This window comes from Brevibacillus ruminantium (assembly GCF_023746555.1).
Classification (GTDB): Bacteria; Bacillota; Bacilli; order Brevibacillales; family Brevibacillaceae; genus Brevibacillus; species Brevibacillus ruminantium.
In genome coordinates, this window is sequence record NZ_CP098755.1 from 1103563 (window position 1) to 1117844 (window position 14282).

A 14282-nucleotide genomic window follows, 5' to 3' on the forward strand; every position below is an offset into this window, starting at 1 on the left:
ATGCCCCCTCTTCCGGCAAAAAGGTTTGCGGAGAAGAGAGGGCATGTGCTCATTTTCTTAATAGATCGCTTCCCAGCCTGCAGGGGTTACAAACAGGCGGATCGCTTTGATCTTGCGGTCATCCATCAGGGTGAAGTAGTGGCGGTAGTTCGGAGGAACGGAGATCAGATCGCCCGGCTCCAGCTCGGCGTCAAAGTAACGGCCGTCTTTGCCCTTGATAGCAAAAATACCGTGACCGTCCACGCAGAAGCGGCACTCGTCGTCTGTGTGATGATGCTCCCCTTTGAATTTTACCAGCAATTCGTCCAGGTTTGGCGTCTTGTCGGACAGCACGATGATGTCGGCTGTCAGATAACCGCGGCGTTGGCTGATGGCGTCAATTTCCGGTTTGAAAGCATCCAGAATTTGTTGCTTTTCTTCATCGGTCGGGCTGTAGTTGTTGCGGAGCTGCTCATCCAGACGATCTACACCCCAGCGTTCGTAAATGATCCCCTGTGTTTCCAAAAAGGAGATCACATCTTCTCCCGTCAGATACTCGTTGTTGTCGTGAAAACGTACTTTTGCCATGCGAATACCTCCCTTATGATGGTTGTTTATGGTGTAACCACAGCGGCTTGGCGAAGCTGCAGCCAGCGCGCGTGATATTCAAACAGAAATTCAAAGGCTTCGAGATGACGTTTGGCTGCAAAATCGCTGTCGCCCCAAGCGTAGATGCCGTGATTGCGAATCAGCACACCGGGGATTTCCGGCGTAATCACCTTGTCAATGGCTGAGGCGAGCGTAGGAATATCGGCAAAATTCTCGACAATCGGAACAGTGATGCGAGCATTTTCTTCCCAGATGCCCAGTCCCTTGATCAACTCCTGACCCTGAATGGAGAAGGCGCGCTGACTGAAGTATAGCTCGGAAATCAGGTTGTTCCATACGGTATGAACATGGAAGCAGGCCTGTGCCTTGGGAATGATACGGTAGACGACGGCGTGAATCATCGTTTCGGCTGAAGGCTTGAGCGAGGTAGGCTCCACCGGTTTGGAATCTCCGTCTACGACCAGGTAGTCCTCCGGGGACAGCTTGGTTTTATCTTTGCCGCTCGCTGTTACGGCGAAGTGAAGCGGGTCATCGCTCAATTTGATCGAGAGATTGCCGCTGGTTCCGGGAAACCAGTCCCGGCGGGCAAATGTCAGCTTGGCTTCGTCCAGGCGGCGGAAAGCATCCAAGCGTTGTTCCAATGTTGTGCTCATGTTGATAGAACCTCCTGTTGGTGTTTCAACTCCTGCAAAATAGCGATGACATCATGAAACGTGGAGAACGGCCGGTAGGGAAGTCCCAGCTCCTCGCTTTTTTGTTCCAGCAGCGAACGCGCGATGACAAAGTCAGCAATTTTGGCACCGGCCAGGTCGGTAATGGAGTCACCGATCACAATGCGGTAGTAGTGCTCAGGATCGTAGCGGCGGATAATCGTTGTCTTGCACATGCCGCAGCGATTCTGGCATTGCTCGTCACAGCTATGCGGCCAGGTAATGGTGATCCGCGGTCCGCTGAAATCACTGCCGTTGCAATAAATCGGTACATCAAGCTCATACGGCGCGAGGATCGGCTCGACGAAAAAGTCGATGCCGCCGCTGGTGATTAACAGCTCGATGCCCTGCTCCCGACAAAAATGGACGAACTCGGCAAAGCCGGGACGAATCGTTGCTTCCGCGACGATAAAGTCGATGATCTCTTGTTTCAACTCGGAGGGGAGCAGTTGAAACAACGCTCCGACTCCCTCCTGGATCGAGACTTTTTGGGTGAGAATCTGTTCGATCAGCTCTTCTCTCTCAGGTGGTGCATAACGGCGCATGATCGCCACGATATTGTCTTTTTCCGTAATCGTCCCATCAAAATCGCAGAACAACACGAGTTGTTTACTCATTACTTCGCCCCCCATTTTGCAAGAGCTTGTGCCAGCTCGGTGGAAGCGGCTGCGGCTTCCTCCAATGTTTGGCCGGCGACGACCGCATCAATGGCGGCGACAAATGCACGCGCACCGGCGGTGGCACCTCCAGGATGTCCGTGAATCCCGCCACCGGCGTTGACGACCTGGTTCAATCCGAAGTCTTCGTACAACTGGGGAACAAGCCCTGGGTGTATACCAGCCGATGGTACGGGGAAGGATTGGCGCAGTGATCCAAATGGCTGGATCAAATGCTGGGACAGTTGAAGTGCTTCGTCTTTGTTCAGCGCCACATTGCCATAGGGGGACGGGAAGAGCACCAGGTCCGCCCCGGCGACTCTCATAAGCTTGCCCAGCAATAGCGGCGTCGCGATTCCGTAATCGGGCGAGGGGTAAAATGCGCCTGCCAACGCGGGATGCGCCATGATTGGCACCTGGATGTCCGGATCTGCGGCAAGACGGTGAAGCGCGTCGTAGCCAAAAGCGAGCACGTTGAACAGCAGGCAGTCCGCTCCTGCGTCAACAGCGCGCTTGGCACGTTCATTCAGGTCGTGAATTGGACCGGTGAGATTGGCTGCGTACAGAACAGCTTTGCCTGTTTCCGCCTCCGTTTCCCGGGCAATTTGTTTAAAGGCACGAATGCGCTCCAGAAAAGGTGCGCGGTCGTCTGCAAAAAAAATCTCGTCATCCTTGACCAGATCGACCCCGCCGAGTGCCTGGGCGCGAAACTGTGTTTTCAAATCGTCAAACGGCAATCCCAGGCAGGACTTGAAAATGCTCATCAGCAGGGGGCGATCGTGAATGCCAAGTCGCTCACGCAGACCGCTGATGCCGTATTTTGGTCCGGGAAAAGAAGAGAGAAGCGAGTCCGGGAAATCGATATCGACCAGCTTGATTTTGCCGTCCATGGATAATTTGCCGAAGATGCCGGTCAACAAGGAAGGAATATCTGCCGTAAAGTTACGGAGCGGGTAGCTGACGGTAATCAGACCGCGGCTCTCGCCATTTTCTGCAGTCTCCAGCACCTGGGAGCTGACTGCTTCTCCCAGATAGGGCTTCAGTTCTTCCTGTTTGGCTGCGGGCAGATCAGTCCAACTGCCGACGGTCATGCCGACAGCGATGGCTTCCGCCTTTTTTTGCAGGTCTTTGGCCTGCGTCAGATAGGTAACGAGGATGCGCGGCTCACTCATTGAGAAACCCTCCTTTTCTTCACTGCATTACTGACTACCATGTGGAGAACACGTAAAAAGCCTCCCCTTCGCGAGGGGAGGCGTTCGTTCGGTAACGTTTTCGTCTCCTCTCATCTCTCGGTTCAGAGTCGAAACAACCCGACGTTTATCGCGGAGTACGACTCTCACCGTTGGAATTAGCACCGTTTCGCCTGCCAAAATGGAAAGCGCCGGTTGCCGGGCATCATAGGGCCAGTCCCTCAGCCAGCTCACGATAAGAGTGATATGTGTTTTTATGTGATTAGTCTAGCGATATCCCTAATCATAAGACGTTCGTAATCTTCAGTCAACCCTGCAATTGGTCGGGCAGAGATGAGGAGGCGAGCAGGATAGACTCTTTCTCAGTAGCCAGAATCGCGAGGCAAGACAGTTACCTTAGCCGGCAGAAGAATTCAGAAGAAAAAATGGGAAGGACACCTGAAACTTTTTGCAGAATCGAGCGTGGTATCAGGAGAAAGGGTGTGAAGGAATGAGAAAGGCAGGGGTGGAGGAGGTGTACCGCCTGCATGTCAACGATATTTACCGCTATCTCCGCAAACTGACCGGTGATGCCGGTCTCGCGGAGGATTTGACGCAGGAAACCTTTTTCCGCGCCTTTCAGCACCTGGATACCTATCGGGGAGAAAAGGTTCGCCCCTGGCTGTTCAAGGTTGCGTACCACGCATTTATCGATTGGCATCGCAAGCAAAAGCGAAAGCCGGAATACTTGACCGATGCATTTCCCGATCAGGCAGATCAGAGGGCAGCGAGTCCGGAGGCTGCGGTCGTTCTTCAAGAGACATTTGCCTCTGTGCAGGATGCGCTGGATGCGCTGCCGGAAAAACAGCGGCAGTCGCTGCTTCTCTATGCCGGGAAGCTAAGCTATGCGGAAATTTCGGATGTCCTCGGGATCGATGTAGCGGATGTGAAGCGGTCCCTCTATCGGGGACGTGTGAAGATGCGAAAATGGTGGAGGGATAATCAGGATGACAGATGCGGACAGGATGAATAGGGAGCGGGAAGAGATGCTCTTGGCGTATCTGCGCGGCGAGCTGAGCGCGCAGGAAGAAGCAGAGCTGCGGCAGCGCCTAGCCGATGATCCGGAGTATGCCGAGAGATTGGAAGAGCTACTGCTCGGAGAGGAAGAACCCTTGGAAAAAGGAAGTGACAAATCCTTGTTGGAGAGCTTGCCTGAAGACAAGCAGCGCGCGATCATCCGCCGGGGGAAGTGGAAAAGCAGGCTCTCAAATGCAGCCTATACGGTGGGAATTTCTCTGTTGATCGGGATTGCGGCATGGCTCGTGAATTTCTGGATTGGCCGCTCCCTCTACGATGAGACCTATCGTGTCTCCAAAGATTTGGTCAACTTTACCCAGCCGGGAATTGAAGTGGGGAGCAGTGGTGCGCAGGTCGGTCTTTTGTACGGCAAAATTCAAATGGAAATGCGGGAGCGGATCGGAGGAGATAGGCAGCGGGTGGGGAGCTTTGAAACGACCAATGTGCTCTACAAGGTTTCAGCCCGGCCTGTCTGGAATAACGGCTTCCGCGAGAAACACTTATTCTTTCTCTTCCCGCTGGAAAACACTCCTTCGCAGGATCACTCATATCGGCGTGATCCGGCGTGGTCTACCCTCGAAAAATTGCCGGAGGGTACCGTATCACAGCTGGCGATCTCTTTTGACCATTTGATGAGCCTAAGAGAGCTTTATCAATTCCTGGCGCCTTATGACCTGGATCTGACCTGGCTGGCAGTAGATACCGGACAGGAACGCAAACATGAAATGGCAAAAGAAGGCGTTGTTTTACTGTCTGCGGGTGAGATTTGGGGATATCCGGAAAATGGTCTTGACTTCGGGGAAGTTCCGATTATCGTCAGAGGGGAGGAGGAGCGCCGCACGGCTGCCTACGTGGCGGAGATGAAATACCTCGCGGAGCAGAAGCGCTTGAGTCAGTCGATTGCCGAGAGCCTGATTTTCCAAAGAGAGGGGGCGCAGATACAGGAGCGCTATCAGTACCTCGAGGAAAACGGCGTAAAAATCTATGGTGTCGTAGTGACGGGAGCAACCAAAGAACTGCTCAGGCTCAAACAAGAGCCTTCAATTACAGCGGCATTTCTGGGGAAAATAGACTGGTGGAATTTGAATCACCCCAGTGCCTCTGGAGAGCAAAACAGCTGGTGAAACGAACTGCCACGCGTACACGCAGAGCCAAGTCGATGACGAAGGCGAAAGCGGTGCGGCTTCCAAAAAAGAGTGTTGACAGCGTGCATTGGCGCGTGTATGATTCAAACTAAATCAAAACTGCATACGTTGGATACCTTATCCAGAGAAGGTGGAGGGACTGGCCCGATGATACCCGGCAACCGACACAGCGCTTGCTTGTCAGCATGTTTGACAGCGAAACAAAGCGATGTGCACGGTGCTAATTCCTGCAGAAGCAAAAGTATTCTGGAAGATAAGGGGGAGACGACACGCATAGCGCGTACGATACGACCTCTTTTCTTCGGGATAAGAGGTCTTTTTTATGTAAAAAACGCCCTCATGACCGTTTTGTCTGGATTCGTTGAAAGAGGCATCGCTGGACATATATAAAATGATAATGGGAGAGGAGAATAAGTCATGGCGTATCGTGCGTTGACTGAACAAGAAGCAGTAGAGTATGTGAAAGAATTGCCCGGGCTGTTTGAAAAGGGAGCCACCCTGACTTCCCATGAGATCGGCGACGGCAACCTCAATCTGGTATTCCATATCAAGGAGGAAGCCACAGGCAAAAGCGTGATTGTCAAGCAGGCTCTGCCCTATGCGCGCGTCGTTGGTGAATCGTGGCCGTTGACGCTGGATCGTGCCCGCATCGAAAGCGAGGCCCTGCGCACCCAGTATAAATTCGTACCTGACCTGGTCCCGCAGGTATATCACTTTGATCAGGAGCTGGCCTTGACGGTCATGGAGGATTTGAGCGATCACATCCTGATGCGCAAAGGCTTGATCGAAGGAAACCGCTACCCTTATTTTGCCAAGCAAATCGGCCGCTTTCTCGCACATACGCTCTTCTTCACCTCAGACTTGGGCGCACATCCCTACGAGAAAAAAGCGCTTGTCAAAACATTTGTGAATCCGGAATTGTGCAAAATTACGGAAGACTTGGTATTTACCGATCCGTACGAAAATGCATCGACCAACAATTTCAATCCGCTGATCAAAAAAGAAGTGGAGGAGATCTGGAAGAATAAGCCGCTTAAGCTGGAAATCGCCAAGCTGAAGCTGGACTTCCTGACCCGGGCCGAAGCGCTGCTGCATGGCGATCTTCATACGGGCAGCATTTTTGTCACCGAGCAATCTACCAAGGTGATCGATCCGGAATTTGCCTACTATGGTCCGATCGGCTTTGATATCGGCGCTGTCGTCGCCAACCTGATTCTGAACTATGCGGGTCAGCATGGACTTCAGTCTGACAGAGGAAAACGGGAGGAGTACCGCGAATACCTGTTGACGACGGTGGAGGATGTCTGGAATGAATTTGTCTCCCAGTTTGTCCAGCTGTGGCATAAGCAGGCGAAGGAGCGCAGCGCCCACGTAGAGGGGCTTTGGCAAAGCTATGTAAACCGGCTGATTCAGGACACCGCCGGGTTCGCTGGCTGTAAAATTCTTCGCCGTGTGATCGGACTTGCGGGAGTGGCAGACCTAAACAGCATTCAGGATGATCAGACCCGTGCGGAAGCCGAGCGTCTGGCGCTGCGCATCGGACAGGAACTGATTCTGAAGCGCAGCAGTATTGAAGAGTCGACCGATATCACCGATATCGTCCGGAATGTTACCACACGATTTGATCAGGAGGCAGCAACGGCATGACTACATCAAGTGAAGTATTTGCACCGGTAAAGTGGGAGGGAGACGCACTCCTTCTGCTCGACCAGACGCGTTTACCTGTTGAAACGATAGTGCTTACCATCGAAACGGCAGAGGAAGTATGGGCGGCGATCCGTCATTTGCAAGTGCGCGGAGCTCCGGCCATCGGCATGGCGGCAGCATATGGCCTTTACCTGGGTATACGTCAGCTTGAAGCGGCAGATGCAGGAGCCTTTCGGGAGCTGCTGCACCAGCGAGCAGATTACCTGGCGACTGCGCGCCCCACTGCAGTGAATCTGTTCTGGGCGCTGGACCGCGTAAAAGCCCGGATTGACCAAGAAGGCGAAAAGCCGGTAGATGTCCTGAAAGCGGCAGTTCTGGACGAAGCACTGGCCATCCAGCGCGAGGATGCAGAGGTTTGCCGGACGATCGGGGAGAATTTGCTCACTCTGCTCAATGACGGCATGGGCATCCTGACGCATTGCAATCCGGGGGCGCTGGCAACGGCAGCCTACGGAACGGCAACCGCCCCTTTTTATCTGGCCAAAGAACGCGGCTGGAATCTTAAAGTTTACGCCGATGAAACAAGACCGGTGCTGCAGGGAGCAAGACTGACGGCTTATGAGCTGCAGCAGGCGGGCATTGATGTTACGCTGATTTGCGACAACATGGCTGCCATGGTCATGGCCCAGGGCAAGGTACAGGCGGTCATCGTTGGAACGGACCGCGTAGCGGCAAACGGAGATGTCGCCAATAAAATCGGCACCTACGGAGTAGCCGTTTTAGCCAAGGCTCACGGGATTCCGTTTTACGTAGCCGCTCCGCTTTCTTCGATTGATCTGGAGACCGCGACGGGAGCGGAGATTCCGATCGAAGAGCGTCCGGCCGAAGAGATTACACATGGCCTCGGCAAACAGGTAGCGCCGGATGGTATCCAGGTGTACAATCCTGCCTTTGACGTGACGCCAGCGGCCTATATTACCGCGATTGTAACGGAGACCGGTATTTTCAAACCAGAGGAAATCGGCAAAGCCAAACCATAGGATCTGTTCGAGAGAGAAGCGCCCTGCACCGGGGCGCTATTTCACTTTCAGCATAGGGAGCTTTTGGTGAACATTTTTCATGTCAAGAGGATTTTATGACAAGGCAGCGAAGGCCTTACCTGGCTGATAGCTGACAGTTGGTGAAGGCAAGGGCAGCGAGGATGAAGAAAGAGGGGGAAGCGAAGTATGAGGGTCATACCGATGACAGAGTATGCCGTTCTGAGACGTCTGGAGCTGACAGATGCAGAGGAGATGTTTTGGCTGACGGATACGAACCGGGCACATTTGCGTCAGTGGCTGCCGTGGCTGGATCATATCAAAACGGTAGCGGATACGGGGCGCTTTATTTCCGCCACATTGGATCAGGATATGCGCAACCAGGGAACCCACTTTGGCATCTGGTACAACGGACGCTTGGCTGGGACTGTGGGGGCACATAACATTGACTGGAATAACCGGAAAACCTCTCTTGGATATTGGCTGGGCGCGCAGTATTCCGGTCACGGATTGATGACGGAGGCTGTATCGGCCTATCTCGATCACCTCGTCTTCGGTGTCTGGAATCTGCATAGAGTAACCATCCAGGCAGCGACGGAGAACGCTAAAAGCAGGGCGATTCCCGAGCGGCTTGGCTTTACTCTGGAGGGAATCATGAGAAGCAATGAGTTTCTCTACGATCATTTTGTGGACCATGCTGTCTACAGCATGCTGTCCAACGAATGGCGCTAAATCTCCAATAAGAAAAACTTGGATTGAAAAGAAAATTTGGGTAAACTAAAGCAAGAAGTCTCAGGCTCCGCCAATCGGAATGGCGGAGCCATGTTTTCTCCAAAGGACGATTATGAAGGAAGAGAGGGACAGACGACGTGAAAATATGGCGACAATTGTCCTGGTTTTTCAGAAAATATTGGAAAAGGTATGCGGTCGGGATTGCTATTCTCTTTCTTATCGATTTGCTTGTACTCTGGCCGCCGCGCCTGATCGGACAAACGGTCGATCAAATCCGCAACGGCTCCCTCACGATGTCCGCTTTGACTACAACCGTTGTTATCTTGCTCCTGATCGGGCTTGCGCTGTATGCCCTCCGCTATTTCTGGCGCTACCTGCTGTTTGGCGGCTCCTTGATGCTGGAGCGGTCACTCCGCGAGCGTCTGTTTGGCCATTTGACCATCCTCTCCCCTTCGTTTTACTCACGGCGCCGCTCCGGTGATCTCATGGCGCTGGCTACCAATGATATCCCTGCTATTGAACAGACAGCCGGAATGGGCGTGCTTACGCTTGTCGATTCCCTGTTTGCGACAGTGCTGACACTTACCGTGATGATGGTCGCCATCGACTGGAAGCTGACGCTGGCAGCGCTTTTGCCGATGCCGTTTTTGGCGTGGTCAACGGCGTATTACGGCAAGCTCCTCCACGATCGCTTTTACCTGGCACAAGAGGCATTCGGCGAAATGAACGATCATGTTCAGCAGTCGGTATCCGGCGTCCGTGTGCTGCGAGCCTTCGTGCAGGAGGAGCAGGATGTAGAATCCTTCCGACGGGTCAGTGAAAAAACCATGGAGCGAAATATCAGCGTTTCCCGGATCGACGCTCTGTTTGAACCGACGATCGGGATTATTATCGGCTTCAGCTTTCTCATCGGGCTGGGATACGGCACCTATCTGGTCTTCTCCAGTGCGATTTCTCTCGGCGATCTGGTTGCCTTTAACCTGTATCTCGGACTGTTGATTTGGCCGATGTTTGCTTTCGGCTGGCTGATGAACATTCTCCAGCGCGGTAGTGCCTCTCTCAAACGGTTGTCCGAATTCTTTGCCGAGCAGCCGGAAGTGAAAGAGGAGAAACAAGTGATCGACGCAGTGTCGAGCAGTACGATAGAGGCACGGTCTTTCACCTTCCACTATCCCGGTTCAGAGAAGGCCGCCCTCTCCGATATCAGCTTCTTGCTTCGGGAAGGAGAGACGCTGGGAATCGTGGGACGGACAGGAAGCGGGAAGTCAACACTGTGCCGCGCTCTCTTGCATCAGTTTCCGATTCCTCCAGACTCCATGCTTGTAGGCGGCTACCCCCTGGAACAAATATCGCTGTCTGCCCTGCGTGGAAAAATGGCCTACGTTCCGCAAGAACATCTGCTGTTTTCCCGGACGATTGCGTCCAATGTCGCATTCGGTAAGCCGGACGCAACGAATGAAGAGGTATGGCATGCGCTTTCTTTGGCCGAGATGAGAGAAGATCTGACTCAGTTCCCTGCCGGTCTTGATACGATGGTGGGAGAAAAAGGCGTCACCCTCTCCGGGGGACAAAAACAGCGAATCTCGATTGCCCGGGCGCTTCTCATGGAACCAGACATCCTGATTTTGGACGATTGCCTGTCCGCAGTGGATGCCCGGACGGAGGAAAGCATCCTGCGCCACCTGCGAGAGGAACGGCATGGAAAAACAACGATCATTACTGCCCACCGGCTTTCTGCTGTCCAGCATGCGCAGTTGATTCTGGTGCTGGACGAAGGTCAAGTGGTGGAGCGAGGAACGCACGACCAGTTAATGGCGGAAAACGGCTGGTATGCGCAGCAGTACCGCCGCCAGCAGATGGAACAAGACGCAGCAGGCTAGAGGGCAGAGAGGGGAAAGGTGAAAGGTGAAATGAACGGGCAAAATGTATGGAAGCGACTGGCAGAGTATGCGCTGCCTTTTCGCAAACAGATCGTCGGGGCTCTGCTTCTGCTCCTGCTCGGAACGGCTGCGGAGCTGGCCGGCCCCTTTTTGGCCAAAGTCATGATTGACAATCATATTCTGGCGATTCATAAAACCTGGTATCGCTTTGAACAACAACCGCTTACTGCCGAAGGAAGCGAGCTCGGCGTGCAGCTGGCGGACCGCTATTACATCAGGGAGGACTGGCTGGGCTCTTTGCCTGCTGACCAGGAGAAAAAGGGCAGCAGGGCCCAGATCGTGACCGAGGGAACGAGCTACTACATGCTGGATCGAGAGCTGACAGAGGAGGGAGAACCCCGAATCGAGCCGTTGTCGGCGAGCGAGGGCAGAGATCGGGTGGAGGCGACGCTGGTTCGCTCTGGGCAGGTTATTGACCGGGTCCAGGGAATTCGGTTGACAGCAGATGAGGTAAAATCTCTGTACAGCAGTGAAATTCCTCCGATACTGCTGCTGGCGGGAGGCTACGCTGCCCTGATTTTGCTCAGTGCTCTTTGCAATTACATCCAGATCTTAACACTGCAAACAACCGCGCAGCGCATCATTCAGCGCATGCGGATGATTTTGTTTACCCATCTGCAGAAATTGCCGGTCTCCTATTTTGACAAGACGCCGGTCGGGCAAATCGTCTCCCGGGTCAGCAATGATACCGAAGCAATCCGGGAGCTGTACGTCAGCGTTCTGGCCACCTTTGTGCAGAACGGCGTGTACCTCATCGGGATTTTGATCGCTCTGTTTATCCTGCAGCCGCAGCTGGCGCTGTTCTGCTTTCTGAGTGTACCGCTGCTCATAGGTTTGGTCATTACCTATCGCTATTACAGTTCTCGCTACTATACGATTATCCGCAGCCGGCTGAGCGATCTGAATGCGACGATCAATGAAATGATCCAGAATATGACCATCGTTCAGGCGCTTCGCAGGGAGGCTGGCGTCCGGGCAGAATTTGAGAAGGTAAACGAGGAGTATTTCCAGACGCGCATCAAAGAAAACAACCTGGAGTCGCTTCTGCTCAGACCCGCAGTGGACCTGATCTGGAAGATCGCTTTGACAGTCATCATCTGGTATTTTGGTTCCGCTTCTTTTCACAGCGTCATTTCGTTTGGAGCGCTGTTTGCCTTCGTCGATTACATCGGTCGTTTTTTTGAGCCGATCAACATGATCATGAACCGTCTCTCCCAGCTGCAACAGGCAGCAATCTCCTCTCAAAGGGTTTTTGATATTCTGGATACGCCTGCCGAAGAGAAGAGGGACGGGCAGGACATGCAGCGTCCGCGCGGAGAAGTGGTTTTTGAGCATGTCTCTTTTGCTTATCAAAACGAGCAATACGTGTTGAAGGACGTCTCCTTTACCGCAAAACCTGGCCAGACGGTGGCGTTGGTGGGGCATACGGGTTCAGGCAAAAGCTCGCTGATGAACCTGCTCCTCGGTTTTTACCCGGTGACTCGAGGGCGCATCCTGATCGATGGCCAGGATATGCGCGAGATGGACACCAGGATGCTTCGCAAGCATGTCGGCCTGGTGCTGCAGGACCCGTTTCTCTTTACGGGGAGCATCGGTTTTAATATCCGGCTGTACAAGGATGAGATTACCGCTGAGGAAGTACAGCGGGCAGCCCGTGCAGTGAAGGCAGACGACTTTATTAGCGGGCTGCCCCAAGGCTATGATGAGCCTGTCGTGGAACGGGGAATGACGTTGTCGGCAGGACAGCGGCAGCTGCTCTCTTTTTCGCGGGCGCTGGCAGCCGATCCGGCGATTCTGATCCTGGACGAAGCGACAGCCAGTATCGACAGTGAAACAGAATCGTCTATCCAGGAGGCGCTCCACGTTCTTTCCGAGGGACGCACAACCTTTATCATTGCCCACCGCCTTTCGACCATTCAGCATGCTGACCTGATTCTCGTCCTCTCGCGCGGAGAAGTGGTGGAGAGGGGCACACATGATGAGCTGATGGAGCAAAAAGGACTCTATCAAAAAATGTACCAGCTCCAGCAGAGGCATCTTTCTGCTACAGTAGAACAGTAATCGATATACCCGTGCACAATAGCGTGCGTTGAAATTTCATGGTTCAATACAAGAGAGAAAGTAAGTTTTTCAGCAGGAGAGGAGTACACATACATCATGTCTTCTACGCGTTTTACGTTTTGGGTGCTCATATTGGTCGTAGTGATTGCCGGTGCCAGTCAGGGCATGACGATTCCTCTTTTGGCCGTCATGCTGGAACAGCAAGGGGTTTCATCGGTCTCCAATGGACTGAATGCTGCCGCCTTGTATATCGGTGTATTGCTGATATCGCCCTGGCTGGAAATCCCACTGCGCCGGATTGGCTACCGCTCGACGATTCTTTGGGGTCTGCTCTTGGTCACGATAGCGACGGTCCTGATCCCGCTTTTCTCCAATTTGGCCGTCTGGTTTGCCCTGCGGATGCTGATGGGAATCGGTGACTCGAGCCTTCACTACTCCAGCCAAATGTGGGTAACCAAAATTGCTGCTCCCAAGAGGCGCGGGCGAGACTTATCCATCTACGGACTTGCATACGGGATCGGATTCAGCTTGGGGCCGCTCGGGATCAACCTGCTCCCGCTGGGCTTCTGGGTGCCTTTCGCTTCATTAACTGTTTTGTATGTAGCCGCCTTTCTCTTGCTGTCGCGGATTCGCAATGAATTTCCGGAAGCGATCCAAAAAGCTCCCGCTGTGAAGCAGCAGAATCGTTATGCCACTGTCTTTCGTTTGAGCTGGCTGGCGTTAATACCCTCGTTTTTGTACGGATATATGGAAACCTCTTTGAACGGAAGCTTCCCGGTCTATGCCTTGCGAACTGGCCTTTCCATCGAATGGGTATCTGTTATATTGCCCTCGTTTGTCGTGGGTAGCATCATTTTGCAGATCCCCCTCGGTGCCTGGAGCGACCGGATTGGTCGAAAGCGGGTCATGTTTGGCTGTGCGCTGGTCGGGGCGATTGCGTTCATGCTGTTCCCGATGAGCGGTGAAAATGTCTGGCTGATGATGCTTCTGCTGGGCATCGCCGGTGCTGCTGTCGGCTCTTTTTACTCGTTGGGGCTGGCTTTTGCGACCGATATTTTGCCAGCATCGATGGTTCCTACCGCCGGGATTGTCGCCAGCATGAATTTTGGAGTGGCCAGTATACTCGCCCCCAATGTCAATGGCCTCTTGATGCAGGTGTGGGACCCAAGGAGCATTTTCTGGCTGATGGGTCTGTTGCTGGTCGGTTTTTCGGTAGCCTGTCTGCTTTTTCGAACGACCAGTACCTCGCGGGAAACAGCAGCAGCATAATGCTTGTATTCGGCATAAGATGGTGAATAAAAGGGGAAGGGTATAGATAAGTCATCTTCCAGAAAGGGGCTTGTCCCATGCTGACACCCTGTATTTTTAAAAGGGGAATGATCTGGATTCTGTTTTTTGTCTTCAGCCTGATCATTTTGCCTTTTTTTCAGGAGGAAACACCGTCTGTGCCGACGCCAGCCGTGCAGCAAAATCAAGATGAATAGAAAGTACTGTTCCACACATCCCGCCGTTGTCCGAAA

The 14282-nt window shown here is 53.3% G+C and carries 12 protein-coding genes and 2 riboswitches; of the genes, 8 read left to right on the forward strand and 4 right to left on the reverse strand.

Features of this window, described 5'->3' with window-relative positions:
* Positions 1-57 precede the first annotated feature (57 nt).
* From NDK47_RS05340 to NDK47_RS05355, 4 genes are read right to left on the reverse strand one after another with little or no spacing between them, the layout of a single operon-like run.
* Positions 58-567: a 1,2-dihydroxy-3-keto-5-methylthiopentene dioxygenase gene (locus NDK47_RS05340; protein ID WP_251873831.1), complete on the reverse strand. Its 510-nt coding sequence runs from the start codon at positions 565-567 to the stop codon at positions 58-60.
* 26 nt (positions 568-593) lie between these two features.
* Positions 594-1241 carry a methylthioribulose 1-phosphate dehydratase gene (locus NDK47_RS05345; RefSeq protein WP_251873832.1) on the reverse strand — a complete coding sequence of 216 codons (648 nt, stop codon included), beginning with the start codon at positions 1239-1241 and terminating at the stop codon, positions 594-596.
* Positions 1238-1915 carry a 2-hydroxy-3-keto-5-methylthiopentenyl-1-phosphate phosphatase gene (locus tag NDK47_RS05350; RefSeq protein WP_251873833.1) on the reverse strand — a complete coding sequence of 226 codons (678 nt, stop codon included), beginning with the start codon at positions 1913-1915 and terminating at the stop codon, positions 1238-1240. Before NDK47_RS05350 ends, NDK47_RS05345 begins: the two co-directional genes overlap by 4 nt.
* Positions 1915-3126 (reverse strand): 2,3-diketo-5-methylthiopentyl-1-phosphate enolase, encoded by a 1212-nt coding sequence (locus NDK47_RS05355; protein ID WP_251873834.1) that lies wholly within the window; start codon positions 3124-3126, stop codon positions 1915-1917. The genes NDK47_RS05350 and NDK47_RS05355 overlap by 1 nt, the downstream gene beginning before the upstream one ends.
* 161 nt (positions 3127-3287) lie before the next feature.
* Positions 3288-3386: riboswitch (SAM riboswitch) on the reverse strand.
* A 248-nt stretch (positions 3387-3634) separates the two neighbouring features.
* Between NDK47_RS05355 and NDK47_RS05360 the strand changes: the two genes are divergently transcribed.
* From NDK47_RS05360 to NDK47_RS05395, 8 genes are all read left to right on the forward strand, one after another.
* Positions 3635-4156 carry a sigma-70 family RNA polymerase sigma factor gene (locus NDK47_RS05360; protein WP_251873835.1) on the forward strand — a complete coding sequence of 174 codons (522 nt, stop codon included), beginning with the start codon at positions 3635-3637 and terminating at the stop codon, positions 4154-4156.
* Positions 4131-5324, forward strand: a complete 1194-nt coding sequence (locus NDK47_RS05365) for an anti-sigma factor (RefSeq protein WP_251873836.1) — start codon at positions 4131-4133, stop codon at positions 5322-5324. The genes NDK47_RS05360 and NDK47_RS05365 overlap by 26 nt, the downstream gene beginning before the upstream one ends.
* A gap of 135 nt (positions 5325-5459) precedes the next feature.
* A riboswitch (SAM riboswitch) is annotated at positions 5460-5605 on the forward strand.
* A gap of 157 nt (positions 5606-5762) precedes the next feature.
* Positions 5763-6992 carry an S-methyl-5-thioribose kinase gene (gene mtnK, locus NDK47_RS05370; protein ID WP_251873837.1) on the forward strand — a complete coding sequence of 410 codons (1230 nt, stop codon included), beginning with the start codon at positions 5763-5765 and terminating at the stop codon, positions 6990-6992.
* Positions 6989-8032, forward strand: a complete 1044-nt coding sequence (gene mtnA, locus NDK47_RS05375) for an S-methyl-5-thioribose-1-phosphate isomerase (RefSeq protein ID WP_251873838.1) — start codon at positions 6989-6991, stop codon at positions 8030-8032. Before mtnK ends, mtnA begins: the two co-directional genes overlap by 4 nt.
* Before the next feature lie 186 nt (positions 8033-8218).
* Positions 8219-8761: a GNAT family N-acetyltransferase gene (locus NDK47_RS05380; RefSeq protein WP_251873839.1), complete on the forward strand. Its 543-nt coding sequence runs from the start codon at positions 8219-8221 to the stop codon at positions 8759-8761.
* 137 nt (positions 8762-8898) lie between these two features.
* Positions 8899-10641, forward strand: a complete 1743-nt coding sequence (locus NDK47_RS05385; protein WP_251873840.1) for an ABC transporter ATP-binding protein — start codon at positions 8899-8901, stop codon at positions 10639-10641.
* A 30-nt stretch (positions 10642-10671) separates the two neighbouring features.
* Positions 10672-12762: an ABC transporter ATP-binding protein gene (locus tag NDK47_RS05390; protein ID WP_251873841.1), complete on the forward strand. Its 2091-nt coding sequence runs from the start codon at positions 10672-10674 to the stop codon at positions 12760-12762.
* A gap of 96 nt (positions 12763-12858) precedes the next feature.
* Entirely contained in the window at positions 12859-14031 is a 1173-nt protein-coding gene (locus NDK47_RS05395) for an MFS transporter (protein ID WP_251873842.1), read from the forward strand.
* Positions 14032-14282: the final 251 nt, after the last annotated feature.